Source organism: Janthinobacterium sp. CG_23.3 (genome assembly GCF_046115965.1).
Lineage (GTDB): Bacteria > Pseudomonadota > Gammaproteobacteria > Burkholderiales > Burkholderiaceae_D > Janthinobacterium.
The window spans coordinates 25,238-45,142 of sequence record NZ_JBJXIB010000007.1 but is presented as its reverse complement, the minus strand read 5'-3'; the positions used below and the strand labels follow the sequence as shown (position 1 = coordinate 45,142).

Annotated in this window: 19 protein-coding genes and 1 tRNA gene; 2 read left to right on the top strand and 18 right to left on the bottom strand. The window is 61.9% G+C overall.

All coding sequences use genetic code 11. The features are described from left to right. Positions 1-14 precede the first annotated feature (14 nt). From ACFDR9_RS03875 to ACFDR9_RS03835, 9 genes are all read right to left on the bottom strand, one after another. Complete coding sequence (locus ACFDR9_RS03875; protein WP_017874737.1) at positions 15-1,268, bottom strand: NADH-quinone oxidoreductase subunit D; 1,254 nt, start codon at positions 1,266-1,268, stop codon at positions 15-17. Continuing rightward, entirely contained in the window at positions 1,268-1,861 is a 594-nt protein-coding gene (locus ACFDR9_RS03870; protein WP_026132412.1) for an NADH-quinone oxidoreductase subunit C, read from the bottom strand. Before ACFDR9_RS03870 ends, ACFDR9_RS03875 begins: the two co-directional genes overlap by 1 nt. A 16-nt stretch (positions 1,862-1,877) precedes the next feature. Continuing rightward, a complete protein-coding gene (locus ACFDR9_RS03865; protein WP_017874735.1) occupies positions 1,878-2,354 on the bottom strand; it encodes an NADH-quinone oxidoreductase subunit B family protein in 477 nt (158 codons plus the stop codon). Positions 2,355-2,357: 3 nt separating this feature from the next. Then, positions 2,358-2,717 carry an NADH-quinone oxidoreductase subunit A gene (locus ACFDR9_RS03860; protein ID WP_017874734.1) on the bottom strand — a complete coding sequence of 120 codons (360 nt, stop codon included), beginning with the start codon at positions 2,715-2,717 and terminating at the stop codon, positions 2,358-2,360. Between the two features lie 162 nt (positions 2,718-2,879). Beyond that, positions 2,880-2,964 (bottom strand) — tRNA-Leu (locus ACFDR9_RS03855). A gap of 254 nt (positions 2,965-3,218) precedes the next feature. Next, complete coding sequence (secG, locus tag ACFDR9_RS03850; protein ID WP_409030156.1) at positions 3,219-3,629, bottom strand: preprotein translocase subunit SecG; 411 nt, start codon at positions 3,627-3,629, stop codon at positions 3,219-3,221. 23 nt (positions 3,630-3,652) lie between these two features. After that, complete coding sequence (tpiA, locus tag ACFDR9_RS03845; RefSeq protein WP_409030131.1) at positions 3,653-4,402, bottom strand: triose-phosphate isomerase; 750 nt, start codon at positions 4,400-4,402, stop codon at positions 3,653-3,655. Between the two features lie 74 nt (positions 4,403-4,476). Continuing rightward, positions 4,477-5,457, bottom strand: a complete 981-nt coding sequence (locus ACFDR9_RS03840) for an NAD(P)H-quinone oxidoreductase (protein WP_017874731.1) — start codon at positions 5,455-5,457, stop codon at positions 4,477-4,479. 78 nt (positions 5,458-5,535) lie between these two features. Further along, positions 5,536-6,300 (bottom strand): GIN domain-containing protein, encoded by a 765-nt coding sequence (locus ACFDR9_RS03835; protein ID WP_409030130.1) that lies wholly within the window; start codon positions 6,298-6,300, stop codon positions 5,536-5,538. A 425-nt stretch (positions 6,301-6,725) separates the two neighbouring features. Here ACFDR9_RS03835 and ACFDR9_RS03830 point away from each other — a divergent pair, with 425 nt between their 5' ends. Beyond that, positions 6,726-8,093, top strand: a complete 1,368-nt coding sequence (locus ACFDR9_RS03830; protein ID WP_409030129.1) for a glycerophosphodiester phosphodiesterase family protein — start codon at positions 6,726-6,728, stop codon at positions 8,091-8,093. Between the two features lie 121 nt (positions 8,094-8,214). On the opposite strand, the gene ACFDR9_RS03825 is transcribed toward ACFDR9_RS03830, so the two are convergent. The 4 genes from ACFDR9_RS03825 to rpsO all read right to left on the bottom strand — a co-directional run bounded on the left by ACFDR9_RS03825 (position 8,215) and on the right by rpsO (position 13,977). Continuing rightward, positions 8,215-8,919 (bottom strand): aspartate/glutamate racemase family protein, encoded by a 705-nt coding sequence (locus ACFDR9_RS03825; protein ID WP_409030128.1) that lies wholly within the window; start codon positions 8,917-8,919, stop codon positions 8,215-8,217. 195 nt (positions 8,920-9,114) lie between these two features. Continuing rightward, entirely contained in the window at positions 9,115-11,082 is a 1,968-nt protein-coding gene (locus ACFDR9_RS03820) for a methyl-accepting chemotaxis protein (RefSeq protein ID WP_409030127.1), read from the bottom strand. A 247-nt stretch (positions 11,083-11,329) separates the two neighbouring features. Then, complete coding sequence (gene pnp / locus ACFDR9_RS03815; RefSeq protein ID WP_409030126.1) at positions 11,330-13,450, bottom strand: polyribonucleotide nucleotidyltransferase; 2,121 nt, start codon at positions 13,448-13,450, stop codon at positions 11,330-11,332. 257 nt (positions 13,451-13,707) lie between these two features. Then, complete coding sequence (gene rpsO, locus ACFDR9_RS03810; protein ID WP_017874723.1) at positions 13,708-13,977, bottom strand: 30S ribosomal protein S15; 270 nt, start codon at positions 13,975-13,977, stop codon at positions 13,708-13,710. Positions 13,978-14,155: 178 nt separating this feature from the next. On the opposite strand from rpsO, the gene bamE reads away from it, so the two are divergent. Beyond that, a complete protein-coding gene (gene bamE, locus ACFDR9_RS03805; RefSeq protein ID WP_409030125.1) occupies positions 14,156-14,656 on the top strand; it encodes an outer membrane protein assembly factor BamE in 501 nt (166 codons plus the stop codon). A gap of 81 nt (positions 14,657-14,737) precedes the next feature. Here the strand turns inward: bamE and ACFDR9_RS03800 are convergent, their stop codons facing one another. The 5 genes from ACFDR9_RS03800 to ilvN form a co-directional block, all read right to left on the bottom strand. Then, complete coding sequence (locus ACFDR9_RS03800) at positions 14,738-16,282, bottom strand: 2-isopropylmalate synthase (protein ID WP_017874721.1); 1,545 nt, start codon at positions 16,280-16,282, stop codon at positions 14,738-14,740. 65 nt (positions 16,283-16,347) lie between these two features. Then, positions 16,348-17,220 carry a CDP-diacylglycerol--serine O-phosphatidyltransferase gene (gene pssA, locus ACFDR9_RS03795; RefSeq protein WP_026132406.1) on the bottom strand — a complete coding sequence of 291 codons (873 nt, stop codon included), beginning with the start codon at positions 17,218-17,220 and terminating at the stop codon, positions 16,348-16,350. A 148-nt stretch (positions 17,221-17,368) separates the two neighbouring features. Further along, positions 17,369-18,118, bottom strand: coding sequence for an SIMPL domain-containing protein (locus tag ACFDR9_RS03790; RefSeq protein ID WP_017874719.1), 750 nt, complete (start codon positions 18,116-18,118; stop codon positions 17,369-17,371). A 211-nt stretch (positions 18,119-18,329) separates the two neighbouring features. Beyond that, the gene (gene ilvC, locus ACFDR9_RS03785; RefSeq protein ID WP_017874718.1) at positions 18,330-19,346 is read right to left on the bottom strand and encodes a ketol-acid reductoisomerase; all 1,017 of its coding nucleotides are present in this window, start codon (positions 19,344-19,346) and stop codon (positions 18,330-18,332) included. Between the two features lie 67 nt (positions 19,347-19,413). Continuing rightward, on the bottom strand, positions 19,414-19,905 hold the full coding sequence (gene ilvN / locus ACFDR9_RS03780) for an acetolactate synthase small subunit (protein ID WP_026132405.1): 492 nt from the start codon (positions 19,903-19,905) through the stop codon (positions 19,414-19,416).

The window sequence follows — 19,905 nt, the reverse complement described above, 5'->3', positions numbered from 1 at the left end:
TATGCCTCTAGGACTTATCTGTCGATTTCGCCGAAGACGATATCTTGTGTACCAATAATCGTGACCGCGTCGGCAATCATGTGCCCGCGCGCCATTTCATCCAGACCCTGCAGATGCGCATAGCCGGGGGCACGAATCTTCATCCGGTACGGCTTGTTGGCGCCGTCCGAGACCAGGTAGATACCGAATTCGCCCTTCGGATGCTCCACCGCGCTGTACGCTTCGCCAGGCGGCACGTGGAAGCCTTCGGTGAACAGTTTGAAGTGGTGAATCAGCGATTCCATATTGGTTTTCATGTCGACGCGGCCCGGAGGCGCCACCTTGCGGTTGTCGGTCATAACCGGACCCGGGTTGTTGCGCAGCCATTCCACGCATTGTTTGATGATGCGGTTGGACTGGCGCATTTCCTCGATGCGCACCAGGTAGCGGTCGTAGCAATCGCCGTTGGTGCCGACCGGAATATCGAAATCCATCAGGTCGTAGACTTCGTAGGGTTGCTTCTTGCGCAGATCCCATTCGACGCCCGAACCGCGCAACATGGCGCCGGTGAAGCCCATCGCCAGCGCCGCTTCCGGCGAGACCACGCCGATGCCGACGGTGCGCTGTTTCCAGATGCGGTTGTCGGTCAGCAGCGTTTCGTATTCGTCGACATAGGTCGGGAAACGGCGGGTGAAGTCTTCGATGAAGTCCAGCAGCGAGCCCTGGCGGTTCTCGTTCAACTGCGAAATCGCCTTGGCGTTGCGGATGATCGAGGCCTTGTGCTGCGGCATCGCGTCCGGCAGGTCGCGGTAGACCCCGCCCGGGCGGTAATAGGCGGCGTGCATACGGGCGCCGGAGACAGCCTCGTAGCAATCCATCAAGTCTTCGCGGTCGCGGAAGGCGTACAGGAACGGCCCCATCGCGCCGACGTCGAGCGCGTGCGCGCCCAGCCACAGCAGGTGGTTCAGCAGGCGCGTGATCTCGTCGAACATGACGCGGATGTATTGCGCGCGCAGCGGCACGTCCAGCTGCAGCAGCTTTTCAATCGCCATCACGTAGGCGTGCTCGTTGCACATCATCGACACGTAGTCGAGACGGTCCATGTACGGCACCGATTGCAGATAGGTCTTTTGCTCCGCCAGCTTTTCGGTGGCGCGGTGCAGCAGACCGATATGCGGGTCGGCGCGCTGGATCACTTCGCCGTCCAGCTCCAGCACCAGGCGCAACACACCATGGGCCGCGGGATGCTGGGGACCAAAGTTGAGGGTGTAATTCTTAATTTCAGCCATTATTTCATCCCGTAATGTTCTTCGCGGATCACACGCGGCACGTTTTCCCGCGGCTCGATCGTCACGGGCTGGTAGATCACGCGCTTCTGCTCGGGATCGTAGCGCATCTCGACATAGCCGGAGACCGGGAAGTCCTTGCGGAACGGATGGCCGATGAAACCGTAGTCGGTCAGCAGGCGGCGCAAGTCGTTGTGGCCGTCGAACAGGATGCCGTACAGGTCGAACGCTTCGCGCTCGAACCAGTTGGCGGCGCGCCAGACGCCGACGATCGAGGCCACCAGCGGCATGTCGTCGTCGGGCGCGAACACGCGCACGCGCAGGCGCCAGTTGTGCTTGACCGACATCAGGTGGGTAACGGCGGCGAAACGCAAACCATCCCATGTGCCTTCGCCATAGGTTTGGTAGTCGACGCCGCACAAGTCAATCAACTGCTCAAAATGCAAAGCTGCGTCGTCGCGCAGCGTTTGCATCGCTTCCAGGTAATCAGCCGACTTCAGCACCAGGGTAACTTCACCCAGCGCGACGGTGATGCTTGCGCGCTCGCCCAGCGCAGCGCGCAAAGCGATTTCCAAGGCTTCTAATTTTGTTGTCATAGTAAAAAGCTGCCGGTTAGCGTGCGATCGTGTTGGTGCGTTTGATCTTGTTATGCAGTTGCAAGATGCCGTACAGCAGCGCTTCCGCCGTCGGCGGGCAGCCTGGCACATAGACGTCGACCGGTACGATGCGGTCGCAACCGCGCACCACAGAGTAGGAATAGTGATAGTAGCCGCCGCCGTTGGCGCACGAGCCCATCGAAATCACCCAGCGCGGCTCCGGCATCTGGTCGTAGACCTTACGCAGCGCCGGCGCCATCTTGTTGCACAGCGTGCCGGCCACGATCATCACGTCGGACTGACGCGGCGACGGGCGGAACATGAAACCGAAACGTTCGAGATCGTAACGTGCGGCACCTGCATGCATCATCTCCACCGCGCAGCAAGCCAGACCGAACGACATCGGGTACATGGACCCGGTGCGTGCCCAGTTGATCAGCTTGTCGGCTGTGGTGGTGATGAAACCTTCGTTTAATACGCCTTCAATAGACATGGCTTATTCCCAATCAAGGGCACCTTTCTTCCAGATATACCAAAATCCGACCACGAATTCAGCGATGAACACCATCATCGTAACGAAACCGGCCCAACCGAGGTCGCGCATTGCCACGCCCCACGGGAAGAAGAACGCCGTTTCCAGATCGAACAAAATAAAGAGAATTGCGACCAGATAGTAGCGGACGTCGAACTTCATGCGCGCATCTTCGAAAGCTTCGAAGCCGCACTCATACGGGGACAGTTTAGCTACATCAGGATTGTTGGGAGCCAAGAGGCGACCCAGCACTTGCGGGACGATACCCACGCCGAGACCGACGAGGATAAACAACAGGACGGGGAAATAATTTTCGAGGTTCACGATTGATGAGCTTATGTTGAACGATCGGTTAAATGAGGAAACCGCGTTGGACTGCGGGACACTTAACGTTGCGACCCTAATCTAAGCTTGGACCAGGATCGAACGACAATTATCCTCGTAAAAAAGCCAGCTCAGGCACAGCCCTTGCTGGCTTCTAATTTCTGGTGCCGACGACGAGACTCGAACTCGTACAGCTTTCGCCACTACCCCCTCAAGATAGCGTGTCTACCAATTTCACCACGTCGGCGGTAAGGCCCGTATTCTACAGCGACTTGCGCATTTTGTTAATACTCAATTTCAGCAAAACAAGAAGAAATACGATAAATCTCTACACCCGCTTCCGCCACACCGTCTTTTCAGCCTGGGCTGCCAAAACAATGGGCAGATTGCCGCTCGCATACTGCGCTGGCTCGCGGGCTCGCTACTGTTTGCTACGCTGTTACTGCCGGCCACAGCCGATTACCGCCCGCCACTGCCCGCCACTGCTTGCGAGCGGCGGTATTACTTCGGAATCTGCGCCGCTGGCGCGCTCGACGGTGCGACGGGAGCCGGCGCCGGGACCGCCGCGGCGGGCGCTGGCGCGACCGGAGCGGTGGTCGGGATCGCTGCCGAACCCGAGACCGGCGCGGTCTTCACGGCCCGCTCCATGACGCTGTTGCCGACCGCCGCGGTGCGGTTGCTCGACATGTACGACAAGCCCAGGGTGGCGCTGAAGAAAATCGCCGCCGCCACACCCGTCGACTTGGACATGAAGTTCGACGAGCCGGTGGCGCCGAACAAACTACCCGAAGCACCGGAACCGAAGGCGGCGCCCATATCGGCACCCTTACCATGTTGCAGCAACACCAAAGCGATAATGGCCAAAGCCGACAACACCTGCACAACTACAACCAAATTGAACAACATGTTTATTCCATTCTCTGTTTAAATTTAACTCAATCGGCGGCGCGAATAATAGCCAGGAAATCTGCCGCCTTCAATGCCGCCCCGCCGATCAAACCGCCATCGATATCCGGCATCGCCATCAATTCTTTCGCGTTGTCCGGCTTCATGCTGCCGCCGTACAGAATCTGTACGCCGGCCGCCGCTACTGCATTCTTTTTCGCCACCTGCGCGCGCAACACCTGGTGCACCTCTTGCGCCATCTGCGGGGTGGCGGTCTTGCCGGTGCCAATCGCCCAGACCGGCTCGTAAGCGAGCACGATCCTGGCGACGTCGTCGGCGCCGATCGCGTCGAGCACGGTGCCCAGTTGCTGGCCAACCACGGCGTCGGTCTGGCCGGCTTCGCGCTGCTCCAGCGTTTCGCCGATGCAAACGATCGGGGTCAGGCCAGCGGCCAGCGCGGCCACGGTTTTCCGCGCCACCAACTGGTCGCTTTCGGCGTGGTAGGCGCGCCGCTCGGAGTGGCCGAGGATGACGTAGCTGCAAGCGAAATCGAGCAGCATGCCGGCGGCCACTTCGCCGGTGTAGGCGCCATTGGCGTGGGCCGACATGTCTTGCGCCCCCCAAGCCAGCGGCGAGCCGGACAGCTCGGCTTCGCACTGCGCCAGGTACGGCGCCGGCACGCACACGGCGCACGCGGCGCCAGCCGGCGTCAAGCCAGCGACCACCCCCGACAGCAACACCGAATTTGCGGTGCGGGTGCCGTTCATCTTCCAGTTTCCGACAACGAGTTTGCGACGCATATTAGCCTAAATTCTATTAACCCGCTATTTTAACGCGCCCCGCCAACGGCGGTCAAACAAGCGGGCGCGAAAGCTTAGATAACTTGCAACATGATTTTGCCGACGTGGGCGCTGCTCTCCATCAGCGCGTGCGCCTGGGCCGCCTGCGCCAGCGGGAACGTCTGGTAAATCACCGGCTTAATCCTGCCCGCCTCCAGCAAAGGCCAGACCGTGGCGCGCAACTGCGCCGCGATGGCGGCCTTGAAGGCGACCGGGCGCGGCCGCAGCGTCGAGCCGCTGATGGTCAGGCGCCGGCGCAGCACCTGGCCCAGGTCGATGTTCGCCTTGGCGCCGCCCAGCAAAGCGATCAGGGCGATGCGGCCATCGTCGGCCAGGCAACTGATTTCGCGCTGCAAATAGTCGCCGCCGACCATGTCGAGGATCACGTCGACGCCGCGCCCGCCCGTCAGCGCCTTGGCCGACTCGGCAAAATCCTCGGCGCGGTAATTGATGGCGCGCTCGGCGCCCAGCGCTTCGCAGGCGCGGCATTTGTCGTCGCTGCCGGCGGTCGCGAAGACGCGGTGGCCGAGCGCCGCGGCGATCTGGATCGCCGTCACGCCGATGCCGGACGAGCCGCCCTGCACCAGCAGCGTTTCGCCGGCGGTCAAACCGGCGCGGTCGAAGACATTGCTCCAGACCGTGAAATAATTCTCCGGCAACGCGGCCGCCTCCAGCGCGCTCAAGCCCTCCGGCATCGGCAGGCACTGCTGGTACGGCGCGGCGCAATATTCGGCGTAACCGCCGCCCTGCACCAAGGCGCACACCATGTCGCCCAGCTGGAACGGCGTGCCCGCCAGGTCGCCGCCGACGACTTCGCCTGCCACCTCCAGGCCCGGCAAATCGGAGGCGCCCGGCGGCGGCGCGTACTGGCCCAGGCGCTGGAACACGTCGGGCCGGTTGATGCCGGCCGCGTGCACTTTGATCAGCAGCTCGCCCGGCTTGAGTGTCGGAACTGGCCGCTCGGCAAGTCGTAAAACATCGGCTGGGCCGGGCTGGCTGATTTCGATTGCGCGCATGGCTGGAGTCCCTCGGATTGAAAGGGCGATTGTACGACAGCGGCGCCGGGCGCGTAGCGCGCCGCGGCGACGGGGTACTTACTTCCAGCTTACCTTGCCCAGGCCGTCGACGCTGACATTGCGTCCCTGCGGCCGGCCAAACACCGTGACCGAACCGAGTCCGCTCAAGCTCAGCGTGGCGTTTTGCCTGGCGTTCACGGTGGCGTTGCCCAGGCCGCTCAATTCCAACGTCACGTTTTCAACTTGAAACTGCTGGGCGTTCAAGCTACCCAGGCCGCCCATGCTCGCCTTCAGCGCCTTGCTGCGACCGCCCAAGGTAACGTAACCGGCACCACGCAAATCCACGTCGGCGCGGTCGTTGTCGTTGACCCAGATCTGCATGCTGCCGACGCCGCCCAGACTGGCGCTCAGCTTCTTGTAATCACCCACGACCTTCATCGTGCCGGCGCCGTCCAGCGACAGGCTCAGCTCGTCCCCGGTGAAGCCGCTCACATCGCTGGTGCCCAAGCCCTCCGAACTCAGCTGGCGCAGCGCCGGCAGGACCACGTCGACGCGCACCAAGTTGTTGCCGCTGAATTTGAAACCGCCGCCCTCGCTGGCGATATGCAGCGTGTCGCCGGCTTGCACGGTGGTGACTTTTGACAGCAGACGCTTCTCGGCGAAGATGGTCAGCGACGCCGCACTGCCCTGGCGCAGCCGGATGCTGACAGCGCCGTCGAGCTTGACTCGCTCGACGCGCGCGCTCACCGGCCGCGACTCACTGAGCAACTCGTCGGCGCCGGCGCCGCGCGCGATGGCAATGGCGGCCACCACGGCCAGTCCAAGCTGAAGTATTTTCCTCATCCGATCCCTGTTATGGTTTTATTTTCCGCTGGCAGCTACCGGCCAAGCCGCTCGCGCCATCGGCCAGCGTGGCCACTTTAGCATTTTAATGTGCTTTTGAGCAACTCATGCATGCGCCTTACTATGTCCCCACTCTAAGCTCGGGTGGCGCCCGGTCCCGTCCGAATGCGACGAACTGCGGTTTTCGCCTGCCAGCCGAGCTATGTCGAGGGCTGGGCGAGCTGGATTCATCAAGACGTCATATTCCTGCGGCACCATACCGGACGATCCAATCTGTCGCCTGAAGAACGAATCTCGTCGCTTGAAGAACGGCCGGGCCGCAGGGCGATGTTATCTTTTAAATAAAACCAATATTACCCTGTGCTTCCGGCTTCCCGCCAGAGCCAGGCCGCCCCCCCCCCCCCCCTCTAGAAAGCCGCACATTTATGACCGCTCGAAAAATCGACATCGCCCTCATCATTGCCGCAAGCTTCGGCCTGGCCGCCTGCGGCGACAACGCCGTCGAAACGCCGCTGCCAACCCTGGACGGCAAGGCGCCGCTGGTGATCGGGCATCGCGGTCTGCCGGGGCTGTATCCGGAACAAACCCGCCCTTCCTACGAGGGCGCGGCCGACGCCGGCGCCGATTCCTTGGAACTGGATGTGCACCTATCGAAAGACTGCGTGCTGGTGGCGCGCCACAATCCCTGGCTGAGCGACAACACCGACATCGCCACCGTCGCCCTGAGCAACCCCGCCGTCGCCGCGCGCAAACGCACCGTGCCGGGCGTGCTGGTCAACGTCGGCTATTCGCTCGCCACCTACGGCGGGCCGGCGCAATACCTGAGCGACCGCGGCAACCCGGCCGACCCGGCTTCGGTCCTGAAATCGCTGGTGGTCGACGGCGAGGACCACACCGGCGACTGGTCGATCAGCGACTTCACCGCCGCCGAATTGCAGCAGTGGATACACGGCACCACCTACGACGCCCGTAATGAACGCCCGACTGCGCTCAACGGCAAGCATCCGGTGTTGACGATGCAGCAAGTGCTCGACATCGCCAAAGCCAAGAGCGCGGCGACCGGACGCAACATCTCGGTCTACCCGGAGGCCAAAAATCCATACTGGAACAACGCCCAGGCCATCGCCAACGGCTGCGGCAGCGGCAGCCACCCCTTTGAAGACGCCATCATCAAGATCATCAAAGACAACAATCTGAACAGCAAAAGCGCCCCGGTCTTCGTGCAAAGCTTCGACCCGGCCAGCTTGAAATACATGCGCGCGGCCGGCCTCGCCGCCAAGCTGGTGCAACTGGTCGACGGCAACGACGTCAACTACAAGACGGGCGAGATGGTCTACAAGACCGACGACGCCTACAACTTCGTCAGCGCGCGTCCCTACAGCTGGACCCTGGCCGGCGACGGCCGCTATTTCGGCACGATGCTGACGCCGGCCGGACTGGCTGAAATCAAGACCTACGCGGACGGCATCGGCCCGTGGAAACCGCAAGTGGTAAAGCTGACGATCGCGCCGTTCAAGGCCAGCAACGCCGACGGCACGCCCTACACCGGCTCGCTGGCCGAGGTGAACAGCGTCGTGCCGACCAGCCTGATCGCCGACGCCCACAAGGCCGGGCTGCTGGTGCACACCTTCACCTTCCGCAACGAACAGAAATATCTGGCCGGTTTTTACAAGGGTGATCCGGGCGCCGAATACCTGACGTTCTTCCGCGCCGGCATTGACGGTGTGTTCAGCGACTTCGCCGGCAGCGGCGTCGCCGCGCGCGCCGCCTACCTGAAGGAAACCGGGCGCTGATTGCCGGTCCGATGGATGCCGGGCGGCGCGGTCATATGACGTTCCGTGCGGCGCCGGCATCGGATGATCGGCGCGCCTGACTGTAGGAGTGCTTCGGAAGCGTTACTGCCCTGCTTGGTATTCACGGTAACGCTACCGCGTTAATCGCTCGCTCAAGCGCTGCGCGCGCAAGCAGGCGCGTTGAGTCCAGCGTTGGCAGCGGCGAATTGGCGTCGTTCACGATCAGCGGGATCTCAGTGCAGCCGAGTATGACCGCCTGGCAGCCCTGCTCCCCGAAGTTTTGAATGAGCGATTGAAAGTAAGCAAGGCCGTCAGGCGTCGCCACACCGCCAACAAGCTCATCCATGATAATACGGTTGATGTCATCGCGTTCGCGCGGACCGGGCCGGACACATTGGATACCCCGCGCAAGCAGTTTCTGGGGATAGACCTCGCTATCGACAAGCCAACGGGTGCCCGTGAGCCCCACGCGCCGGTAGCCGCGCCTTGCCGCCTCGGCGGCGACTACCTCGGCGATGTGGAGCCAGGGCAGCGGGGATTTAGCCTGAACGTACGAGAACGCCCGGTGGATCGTGTTGTCCGGGCAAATCAAGAAGTCGGCGCCAATGCTGGCCAGCTTACGCGCCGAGGTGAGCATCAACTCGCCAACGCCCGCCAGGTCGCCACGATCCAGGCATTGGACGTACTCGGCCAACGAAGGGGTGTGCATCGAAATTTCCGGATGCGCGTGCTTGCCTAGCAGGGTAGCCGCTTCCGCGCAGATGGTGCGATAGCAGAGCGACGCGCCCTCGGCCGAACAGCCGACGATTCCAATATGTAATGGCATAGATGACAAGAGCGTCCTTGTGTGATGTGGAGGTTGGCAACGAGCGCCGGCAATTCGCCACAAGTATAGCAATTTAGTCAAGTTTGGTTCAGCTCACTTGAGCACGTTGGCGCGCCCTCCGCGCCAACAAAAAACCGCCAGGCTTGCGCGCTGGCGGTGTCGATGGCTGGCTATGACCAATCCAAGGGGTAGACCTTAAAACTCTTCCCAATCGTCGTTGCCGCCTTGAGCGGGGGTGGCGATCTTCTTCGGCGCCGCGGCCGCTCTGGCCGGTGTGGCCGGGCGCGCCGGCGCGCTGCGCGGTGCCAACGGGCGGACGGCGACGGCAGCGTGCTGGCGCGCCGCCGGCGCCGCCGGGGCGTCCTCGCCCAGGCGGAACACGCCGACCATCTGCGCCAGCGTCACGGCCTGCTCCTGCAGGCTCTCGGCGGCCGCGGCGGCCTGCTCCACCAGCGCGGCGTTCTGCTGCGTCATTTCGTCCATGTGGGTGATGGCGGTGTTGACTTCCTCGATGCCGGCGCTCTGCTCCTGGCTGGCGACGGTGATCTCGCCCATGATGGTGGCGACCTGCTTGACCGAGTCGACGATCAAGCCCATGGTTTGGCCGGCCTCGTCGACCAGCTTGCCGCCGGCGTCGACTTTGTCGACCGAATCGCCGATCAATTCCTTGATTTCCCTGGCGGCGCCGGCCGAGCGCTGCGCCAGGTTGCGCACTTCGGAGGCGACCACGGCGAAGCCGCGGCCCTGCTCGCCGGCCCGTGCCGCTTCCACCGCCGCGTTCAGCGCCAGGATGTTGGTCTGGAAGGCGATGCTGTCGATGACGCCGATAATGTCGACGATCTTGCGCGAGCTTTCCTTGATCGACGCCATGGTGCCGACCACTTGGCCGACGACGTCGCCGCCCTTGACCGCGACGACCGAGGCCGATACCGCCAGTTGGTTGGCGATGCGCGCGTTGTCGGCGTTTTGCTTGACGGTCGAGGTCAACTCTTCCATCGAGCTGGCGGTCTCTTCCAGCGAGCCGGCCTGCGCTTCGGTGCGCGCCGACAGGTCGGCGTTGCCGGCGGCGATTTCGCTCGAGGCGATCCGCACCGAACCGCTGATCTGGCGGATTTCCACCAGCACCGAGGCGATCTTGTCGACGAACAGGTTGAAGGCGCTGGCGATCTGCGCCAACTCGTCGCCGCCGTCGGCGTCAAGGCGGCGCGTCAGGTCGCCGTCGCCGGTGGCGATGTCGGCCATGGCGTCGCGCACCACGCTGAGGCGGCGCAGCGCGCGCGCCACCAACAGCGTCAGCGTGAAGGCCGCCAGCGCGATCACCAGCGCCGCCGTCACCGCCGAGCTGGCCAGCATCGCGCTCAGCGCCTCGGTCGCCTCTGCGCGGTCCAGCACGGTGGCCAGCAGCCAGTCGCTACCCTCGACCTTGGTCACGTGCAGCATGCCGTCGCGGCCGTTCAGGCGGATCGCCCCGCTTTGCTTGGAGCGCTCGATCTCTTCCAGCACTTGCTGCGTCAAACCGGCGTCGAGTTGCGTCACCGGCTTCAGGGTCAGGCTCTGGTCGGGATGGGCGATGATCTTGCCGCTGCCGTCAAGCAGGAAGGCAAAGCTGCTGGGAGTTGGCTTGATCGAGGCGACGTTGCGCACCACCACGTCGACCATGACGTCGGCGGCCGCCACGGCGGTCGGACTGCCTTTGGGGCCGATCGGCTCGGCGAACGTCACCAGCATCTTGCCGCTGCTGGCGCCGATGTAGGGCGCGGTGATGATCGGGCCGCCGACCTGGCTGGCCTTGGCGTACCACGGACGGGCCGTGGGGTCGTAGTCGGCGGCGCGCTTGCGCTCCTGCGAAAAGACGGCGTGCTTGTCGGCGTAGCCGATATAGGCCATGTCGAAGCTACCGGCCTGCTCGGCCGCCTTCAGGCTGGCCAGCGGCTCGGGCAACTCGGCCGACTGCTTGATCGACGCCACCACCGCCTGCTTCGAACGCATCCAGTCGGCGATCGCCGCGGAATGGCTCTGCGACAGTTGCAACATCTGGCTGTTGAGCGACTCCAGCGTGCGCGAGCGGGTGGTCAGGAAGTTGGCGACGACCACCGCCAGCATGGCCAGCACGATGATCGATACGGAAATGGCAATAAGGCGCCTGCGAAGCGATGAAAACATGGCGATATTCCCCAAATGAAACATAAATTTTACCATGCGGCAATATGTCATGGGTAGTAAGCCAGCGGGAAGACCGCGGACTGTCAAATTGAAGCGCAGCGGATAGGGAACGGGCGCGCGGCGCGTATCGCACCAGAAACGCTCTCGGTTCCCGCTTTTTTTAACTGGCAGCTTCCTGCCAATTTCTTAAAAAAAAACCGCCGGGCTTGCGCACCGGCGGTTTTTTATTTAGCCGAAGCTAAGGGAATTACTGTGCGGCTGCCGCTTCGTTGCCTTCGGCGGCTTTCATCGACAACTTCAAACGACCGCGGTCGTCGGTTTCCAGCACTTTGACGCGCACGACCTGGCCTTCTTTCAGGTAGTCGGCAACGGCGTTGACGCGCTCGTTGGCGATCTGGCTGATGTGCAGCAAGCCGTCTTTGCCTGGCATGACTTGGACGATGGCGCCGAAGTCCAGCAATTTCAGCACGGTGCCTTCGTAGGTCTTGCCCACTTCAACCGAAGCGGTCAATTCCTCGATGCGACGCTTGGCTTCCTGGCCGGCGGCGGCGTCGACGGAAGCGATGGTGACCACGCCTTCGTCGCTGATGTCGATCTGGGTGCCGGTCTCTTCGGTCAGCGCGCGGATGACGGCGCCGCCCTTGCCGATGACGTCACGGATCTTTTCCGGGTTGATCTTGATGCTGATCAGACGCGGCGCGAAATCGGACAATTCGGTTTTGACGTGCGGCATGGCTTTTTGCATTTCGCCCAGGATATGGTCGCGGCCCTCTTTGGCTTGCGCCAGTGCCACTTGCATAATTTCCTTGGTGATGCCCATGATCTTGATGTCCATCTGCAAAGCGGTGATACCGACTGCGGTACCGGCCACTTTGAAGTCCATGTCGCCGAGATGGTCTTCGTCGCCCAGGATGTCGGACAGAACGGCGAACTTGCCGCCTTCTTTGATCAGGCCCATGGCGATACCGGCCACGTGCGATTTCATCGGCACGCCGGCGTCCATCAGCGCCAGGCAACCGCCGCAGACCGAAGCCATCGACGAGGAACCGTTCGACTCAGTTATTTCCGATACCAGGCGTACCGAGTAGCTGAAATCTTCCGGTGCGGGCAGCGCAGCCAGCAGCGCGCGCTTGGCCAGGCGGCCATGGCCGATTTCGCGGCGTTTAGGCGTACCGACACGGCCGGTTTCGCCGGTGGCGAACGGAGGCATGTTGTAATGCAGCATGAAGCTGTCGGTGAACTCGCCCATCAGCGCGTCGATCTTCTGGCTGTCGCGCGCGGTGCCCAGGGTGGCAACAACCAAAGCCTGGGTTTCGCCGCGGGTGAACAGGGCCGAACCGTGGGTGCGTGGCAGCACGCTGGTGCGGATCGAGATCGGGCGCACGGTGCGGGTGTCGCGGCCATCGATACGTGGCTCGCCGTCGAGGATCTGCGAACGGACGATCTTCGCTTCCATGTCGAACAGGATGTTGTTGACTTCGGCCGAATCGACCGAACCGTTGCCGGCGGCGGCGGACTCGGCGTTCAGGTCGGCCAGCACGGCGGCGGTGGCCGACTTCAGCTTGGCGGTACGCTCCTGCTTGTCTTTGGTCTGGTAGGCATCGCGCACTTTGGCGCCGCCGAAATGCTCAACGCGGGCGATCAGCGCTTCGTTTTTCGGCGCAGGCGCCCATTCCACTTCCGGCTTGCCGCCGTCGCGCACCAGTTCGTGGATCGCGTCGATGACTGCTTTCATCTGATCGTGGCCGAACACGACCGCGCCCAGCATGATTTCTTCGGACAGTTGCTTGGCTTCCGATTCGACCATCAGCACGGCGGTTTCGGTACCGGCGACAACCAGGTCCATTTCCGAGGTTTTCAGCTGCGTGGTGGTCGGGTTCAGGATGTACTGGCCGTTGGCGTAACCGACGCGGGCGGCGCCGATCGGGCCGCTGAACGGCACGCCGGAGACGCACAGGGCGGCCGAAGCGCCGATCATCGCGGCGATGTCGGGATCGATTTCTGGGTTGACCGACAACACGTGAATGATGATTTGCACTTCATTCAAGTAGCCTTCCGGGAACAGAGGGCGGATTGGACGGTCGATCAGGCGGGATGTCAGTGTTTCTTTTTCGGAAGGACGACCTTCGCGTTTGAAAAAACCGCCCGGGATTTTACCGGCAGCGTAGGTTTTTTCAACATAGTCCACGGTCAACGGGAAGAAATCCTGGCCTGGCTTGGCGTCTTTGCGCGCGACGACGGTTGCCAGAACGACGGTATCTTCGATCGATACCAGCACTGCGCCGGAAGCCTGGCGCGCGATTTCGCCGGTTTCCAGCGTTACTTGGTGTTGACCGTACTGGAAGGTTTTCGTAACTTTATTAAACATGGGTAATCCCTTTCTAATTGCCGACAGATTTTCAGGAGCTGTCGTTCACCTCACCACAGGCGGCGCCCCACGCGTGAGGCGCCGCCTTTACTGCTGATCGGGGATGGCCAATCCGTCTTGCCGGCCGGGCCGGCGGCGTATTGCCGCGCCAGCATATCTCTTGCAAAATAGAATCAAAAAAGCAATTTCAAATGACAAAAATGCCCGCGTCAGCGAACTGGCGCAGGCATTTCTGTATAAACCGTGTGCGGCAAAAATTACTTGCGCAGGCCGAGTTTAGCGATCAGTTCGCGATAACGGGTAGCGTCTTTCGCCTTCAGGTACGACAGCAGGCTCTTACGACGGTTAACCATCATGATCAGACCGCGACGGGAGTGGTGATCCTTCGAGTGTGCCTTGAAGTGGCCGTTCAGTTCGTTGATACGAGCTGTCAGCAGCGCAACTTGCACTTCCGGGGAGCCAGTGTCGTTCTGACCACGTGCGTTGTCCGCGATGATGGCGGTTTTGTTGATGTTTTCTACAGTCATGATAAACCTTTCACATGCGGTGCAGCGAGTCTGAACCCAAAGCACCGTGAACTACGATTAAAAAATTCCAGCCAAAAGACCAGACGCGCAAGTATATCGGAAAAACCCGCCCGTGTATCCAATCGTGTCGCCTTTTCTTGGTGCAGAATAGGCATGTGCGGCTTTTAAGGATGATCCGATGAATAAAGTAATGAAGTTGGCAACGCTTGGGCTGGCAATCTGCCTGGGCGCCTGCGCCGGATTCGGCGGCCCGCCGCCCATGCCGGGCGAGCCGCGCGCCGCCGTCGAGGCGAAACAGGGCCGGCCCACCGCCGTCTACCCGGCCGGCGAGGACACCTTGCTCGAGTACGCCACCGGCCCCTTCGGCCAATACACGTATATGGCGAGGATCGGCCCGGACGGCTTGCTGAAGTCCTACGGGCAAGTACTGACGGCGGAAAAATACGCCGCCATCAAGGTTGGCGTCGCCACCAAGCAAGACGTGCTGCGCATCATCGGAGGCCCGGCCGAAACCTCCTACCTGTCGTGGCAAAAGCTGGAGGTATGGTCGTATCGCTACAAGGAGTCGGGCGTGTGGGATTCGATGATGCACGTGCACTTCGACGGCAACGGAGTGGTGCATTCGCTGATGAACGGCCCTGATCCGCTGAAGGAGGAGCGGCGCGGTTTTTTCAGGTGACGTCAACCAAAAGCGAGGGGACAGACCACGATTTCCGGCGGAAGTTGCTCGGAAAACGTGGTCTGTCCCCGGTTTTACTATCTACAGCTGCGGATTGACCTTTTCAATCTTCGAATGCAGTTTGTTGAGCGCAGACAGGTAGGCTTTGGCCGAGGCGACGATGATGTCCGGGTCGGCGCCGACGCCGTTGACGATGCGCCCGGTCTTGGACAGGCGCATCGTCACTTCGCCCTGCGACTGCGTGCCGGTGCTGATGGCGTTGACGGAGAACAGCACCAGTTCGGCGCCGCTGGCCACTTCGCTTTCAATCGCGTTGACGGTGGCGTCGACCGGGCCGTCGCCCTTGCCTTCGCAGTGGTATTCCTTGCCGTCCATCGAGAACACCACGCTGGCGGCCGGCGTCTCGCCCGTTTCCGAGCGCTGCGACAGCGACACGAAGCGGTAGAACTCGCGGTCCTGGGCCTGTTGCTCGTCGGTCACCAGGGCCATGATGTCTTCGTCGAAGATTTCCGATTTGCGGTCGGCCAGTTCCTTGAAGCGCACGAAGGCGGCGTTGATCTCGGCCTCGGACTCGAGCGCGATGCCCAGTTCCAGCAGGCGCTGCTTGAAGGCGTTGCGCCCCGACAGCTTGCCCAGCACGATTTTGTTGGCCGACCAGCCGACGTCTTCGGCGCGCATGATTTCATAGGTCTCGCGCGACTTCAGGATGCCGTCCTGGTGGATGCCGGACGCGTGCGCGAAGGCGTTCGCGCCCACCACCGCCTTGTTCGGCTGCACCGCGAAACCGGTGATTTGCGACACCATCTTCGAGGCGGCGACAATTTGCGTGGTGTCGATGCCCACTTCCAGATTGTAATAGCCGGCGCGGGTGCGCAGCGCCATCACCACCTCTTCCAGCGCGGTGTTGCCGGCGCGCTCGCCCAGGCCGTTGATGGTGCATTCGATCTGGCGCGCGCCGCCTATCATCACGCCGGCCAGCGAGTTGGCCACGGCCAGCCCCAGGTCGTTGTGGCAGTGCACCGACCAGACCGCCTTATCGGAGTTGGGAATGCGCTCGCGCAGGCGGCGGATGGTCTCGCCGAAGATTTCCGGCACGGCGTAGCCGACGGTGTCGGGGAAGTTGATGGTGGTGGCGCCCTCGGCGATGACGCCCTCGAGCACGCGGCACAGGAAGTCCTCGTCCGAGCGGCTGCCGTCTTCCGGGCTGAACTCGATGTCGTCGGTGAACTGGCGCGCGTAGCGCACCGCGTGGCGCGCCTGCAGCAGCACCTCCTCCGGCAGCATGCGCAACTTCATTTCCATGTGCAGCGGCGAGGTGGCGATGAAGGTGTGGATGCGCTTGCGCTCGGCCGGCGCCAGCGCCTCGGCCGCGCGCGAGATGTCGCGGTCGTTGGCGCGCGACAAGGAGCAGATAGTCGACTCGCGCACCGCCGTGGCGATCGCCTTGATCGCTTCGAAGTCGCCCTGCGAGGCGGCGGCGAAGCCGGCCTCGATGACGTCGACCTTCATCCGCTCCAATTGCTTGGCAATGCGCAGCTTCTCCTCTTTGGTCATCGATGCGCCGGGCGATTGCTCGCCGTCGCGCAAGGTGGTGTCAAAAATGATGAGTCGGTTGGCATTGCTCATGGCTGCTCCTGATGGCATGAAAAGAAATTAGCTCACCGACTGCGCCGCCTTCGCGGCAGTCCAGCCTAGCGACGCTCGCTGCGGTCGACGGACTCCTTGTCGGTCTGGATGATGCTGACGGGCTTGCCCTTTGCCATGCGCCAGAAATAGACCGCGTAACCGGACAGGCCGTACGCAACAAATATGGGAAACAGCACTTTCGGCGGATCGATCGACACCAGCGCGAAGGCCAGCGCGATCAAAAACACCGCAATGAAGGGCACCGACTTGCGGAAGTTGACGTCCTTGAAGCTGTAGAACGGCACGTTGCTGACCATGGTCAGGCCGGCGAACAGGGCGATGCACCAGGACACCCAGGCCAGTTGCACGCCGGACACTTGCACGTCTTCCATCAACAGGATGTAGCCGGCCACCATGGCGGCCGCGGCCGGGCTGGGCAGCCCCTGGAAGAAGCGCTTGTCGACCACTTCGATATTCGTGTTGAAACGGGCCAGGCGCAGGGCGCCGCCGGCGCAATAGACGAAGGCCGCCAGCCAGCCCATCTTGCCCATGCCGCGCAGCGACCATTCATAGATCACCAGCGCCGGCGCGGCGCCGAAGGACACCATGTCCGACAGGCTGTCGTACTGGGCGCCGAATTCGCTTTGGGTGTTGGTCAGGCGGGCGATACGCCCGTCCAGGCCGTCGAGGATCATGGCAATGAAAATCGCCCAGGCGGCGTGCTCGAACTTCAGGTTCATCGCCATGACAATCGCGTAGAAGCCGCAAAACAGGGCCGCCGTCGTGAACGCGTTCGGCAGCAGGTAAATCCCGCGCCGGCGCAGGGATTTCTTGCCGGCCGCCTCGCCCACTGGCTGGCGCGCGAATTTGCTGAAGCGCGAAGCCTTCGGCGCCGACGGCACGCCGTTCTTGGCTCTACGACGGGGAAAGTTTGCCATATGATTCCATTTCAATGTACTACGGGCTAATCAAATACAGTCGCTGTATCGCTTTAACCGGCGGCAGCGCCGCCGGCGTTCGCCCCCATTATAGAGGAGCGAACAGCAAAGAAAAGCGCTCAAACAGCTTACTTGATTAAGGCAACGCTTACTTGAACTTCAGCTTGCCAACCAGGCGCATTTCCAGCGTGGTCTCGCCCGGCTCGAAGCTCGGCTCTTCGACCTGGGCCGAATCCTTCATCATCGCCCGCATCGCCATCGGCGCCGCCTGGCCGCCCTCGCGCTGGGCGTAATTGCCCGAGCCTTCGAAGTCAACCGTGTCGAGCACGGCGTCGGACACCTTGCGGCCCATCGCCGCGGCGATCGAGGCGACGCGCTCGTTCAGGTTTTGATAGGTGGCGGCAATGCGCTGGTCGTCCAGCTTGCGCGTGGTGGCCGGCGTCAGGCCGAACTGCAGGCCGTTCAAGGTCAGCACGTTTTGCGCGGCGGCCACGGTTTTCGGCAAGGCGGCCAGGTTGCTGGTGGTTACTTGCAGGTATTGGCCGACGCGCCACGAGGTCGGCACGCGCGTCTTGGCGACCGCGCCAGGCGGCAGCGGACGGTCTTCCGGGTAGACCGGATAGGTGTAATAGCCCTGGGTTTTCAGAACGGCCTGCGGATCTTCCTTCTTGACGATCGCCATGCCCTTGTTCATTTTTTGATTCACCCGCGACGCCGCCGCGGCTTTGTCCTTGTCCTGCTCTTCAATCGCCAACGTCGCCACGACCTGGTCGTTGGCATGCTTGACTTCGCCGTATGCGGGCACCACCACCAGCGTGCCGGCGGTCGGCAGGGATTGGGCGTGCACCTGGGCGCTCAGCGCGGCGGCTGCGACGAGAACGGTCTTAAATACGGTCATAAAACACTCCTTGGTTGATGAAACGCAAATGGGGCACGTATGCCCCATTGTTTGCGCGAGACCAGCAAAACTGGCAGTAATTTCAACTTTACCTGAATTTACAACAATCCGGCCCATATTCACAAATAGTTGCAAAGTAGCCAGAATGTCCCGCCATCAACCGAATTCTCGGGACCGGCATGGCGCCGGCCCGTTGAACCCTGTTTACTTCTTAGTTCTTGGTCTGGTCGACCAGTTTGTTTTTAGCGATCCAAGGCATCATCGAACGCAGCTTCGCGCCGACTTCTTCAATCTGGTGCTCGGAGGTCAGGCGACGACGCGAGATCAGGGTGGGCGCGCCGGCCTTGTTTTCCAGGATGAAGCTCTTGGCGTATTCGCCGGTCTGGATGTCTTTCAGGCATTGGCGCATCGCGTTTTTGGTGTCTTCGGTAACGATCCGTGGACCGGTCACGTATTCGCCGTATTCCGCGTTGTTCGAGATCGAGTAGTTCATGTTGGCGATACCGCCTTCATAGATCAGGTCGACGATCAGTTTCAATTCGTGCAGGCACTCGAAGTACGCCATTTCTGGAGCGTAACCGCCTTCGACCAGGGTTTCGAAGCCGGCCTTGATCAGTTCGACGGCGCCGCCGCACAGAACAGCTTGCTCGCCGAACAAGTCGGTTTCGGTTTCTTCGCGGAAGTTCGTTTCGATGATGCCGGCGCGGCCGCCGCCGTTCGCCATGGCGTACGACAGGGCGATGTTGCGGGCGTTGCCCGATTTATCCTGGTACACGGCGATCAGGTGGGGCACGCCGCCGCCTTGGGCGTAGGTGCCGCGCACGGTGTGGCCCGGCGCCTTAGGGGCGATCATGATGACGTCCAGGTCGGCGCGCGGCACGACTTGGCCGTAATGCACGTTGAAACCGTGGGCGAAGGCCAAGACGGCGCCCTGCTTGGCGTTCGGCGCGATGTTGTCGTTGTAAACCTGGGCGATGTTCTCGTCCGGCAGCAACACCATGATGACGTCGGCGGCTTTGACCGCGTCGTTTACTTCCGCCACTTTCAGACCGGCGTTCTTGACTTTGTTCCACGAAGCGCCATCCTTGCGCAGGCCGACGGTGACGTCGATGCCCGAATCGTTCAAGTTTTGCGCGTGGGCGTGGCCTTGCGAACCGTAGCCGATGATGGCAACTTTCTTACCGGCGATGAGGGAGAGGTCGCAATCTTTGTCGTAAAAAACGTTCATGGTATATCCTGATTTAAATTTTTGTTATGTGCCCGCAAGGGGCACGAAATGATTCGATGCTACTGGATCAAACTTTGAGGATGCGTTCGCCGCGTCCAATGCCGGAACCGCCGGTGCGCACGGTTTCCAAAATCGAGGCGCGGTCGATCGAATCGATGAACGCGTCGAGCTTGACCTTGTTGCCGGTCAGTTCGATCGTGTAAGTCTTTTCGGTGACGTCGATGATGCGGCCGCGGAAGATGTCGGCGGTGCGTTTCATTTCCTCACGCTCCTTGCCGACCGCGCGCACCTTAATCAGCATCAACTCGCGCTCGATATGCGCGCCCTCGGTCAGGTCGACCACCTTGACGACTTCAATCAGCCGGTTCAAGTGCTTGGTGATCTGCTCGATGATGTCGTCCGAGCCGCTGGTGACGATGGTCATGCGCGACAGCGTCGGATCTTCGGTTGGCGCAACGGTCAAGGTTTCGATGTTGTAGCCGCGGGCCGAGAACAGACCGACCACGCGCGACAGGGCGCCGGCTTCGTTTTCCAGCAAGACAGAAATAATGTGTCTCAT

Bases quoted from the DNA above. Each gene is read 5' to 3' on its own strand.
- ACFDR9_RS03875 (WP_017874737.1), bottom strand. From the start codon at position 1,268: ATGGCTGAAATTAAGAATTACACCCTCAACTTTGGTCCCCAGCATCCC.
- ACFDR9_RS03870 (WP_026132412.1), bottom strand. From the start codon at position 1,861: ATGACAACAAAATTAGAAGCCTTGGAAATCGCTTTGCGCGCTGCGCTG.
- ACFDR9_RS03865 (WP_017874735.1), bottom strand. From the start codon at position 2,354: ATGTCTATTGAAGGCGTATTAAACGAAGGTTTCATCACCACCACAGCC.
- tpiA (WP_409030131.1), bottom strand. From the start codon at position 4,402: ATGCGTCGCAAACTCGTTGTCGGAAACTGGAAGATGAACGGCACCCGC.
- ACFDR9_RS03840 (WP_017874731.1), bottom strand. From the start codon at position 5,457: ATGCGCGCAATCGAAATCAGCCAGCCCGGCCCAGCCGATGTTTTACGA.
- ACFDR9_RS03835 (WP_409030130.1), bottom strand. From the start codon at position 6,300: ATGAGGAAAATACTTCAGCTTGGACTGGCCGTGGTGGCCGCCATTGCC.
- ACFDR9_RS03830 (WP_409030129.1), top strand. From the start codon at position 6,726: ATGACCGCTCGAAAAATCGACATCGCCCTCATCATTGCCGCAAGCTTC.
- ACFDR9_RS03825 (WP_409030128.1), bottom strand. From the start codon at position 8,919: ATGCCATTACATATTGGAATCGTCGGCTGTTCGGCCGAGGGCGCGTCG.
- ACFDR9_RS03820 (WP_409030127.1), bottom strand. From the start codon at position 11,082: ATGTTTTCATCGCTTCGCAGGCGCCTTATTGCCATTTCCGTATCGATC.
- pnp (WP_409030126.1), bottom strand. From the start codon at position 13,450: ATGTTTAATAAAGTTACGAAAACCTTCCAGTACGGTCAACACCAAGTA.
- rpsO (WP_017874723.1), bottom strand. From the start codon at position 13,977: ATGACTGTAGAAAACATCAACAAAACCGCCATCATCGCGGACAACGCA.
- bamE (WP_409030125.1), top strand. From the start codon at position 14,156: ATGAATAAAGTAATGAAGTTGGCAACGCTTGGGCTGGCAATCTGCCTG.
- ACFDR9_RS03800 (WP_017874721.1), bottom strand. From the start codon at position 16,282: ATGAGCAATGCCAACCGACTCATCATTTTTGACACCACCTTGCGCGAC.
- pssA (WP_026132406.1), bottom strand. From the start codon at position 17,220: ATGGCAAACTTTCCCCGTCGTAGAGCCAAGAACGGCGTGCCGTCGGCG.
- ACFDR9_RS03790 (WP_017874719.1), bottom strand. From the start codon at position 18,118: ATGACCGTATTTAAGACCGTTCTCGTCGCAGCCGCCGCGCTGAGCGCC.
- ilvC (WP_017874718.1), bottom strand. From the start codon at position 19,346: ATGAACGTTTTTTACGACAAAGATTGCGACCTCTCCCTCATCGCCGGT.
- ilvN (WP_026132405.1), bottom strand. From the start codon at position 19,905: ATGAGACACATTATTTCTGTCTTGCTGGAAAACGAAGCCGGCGCCCTG.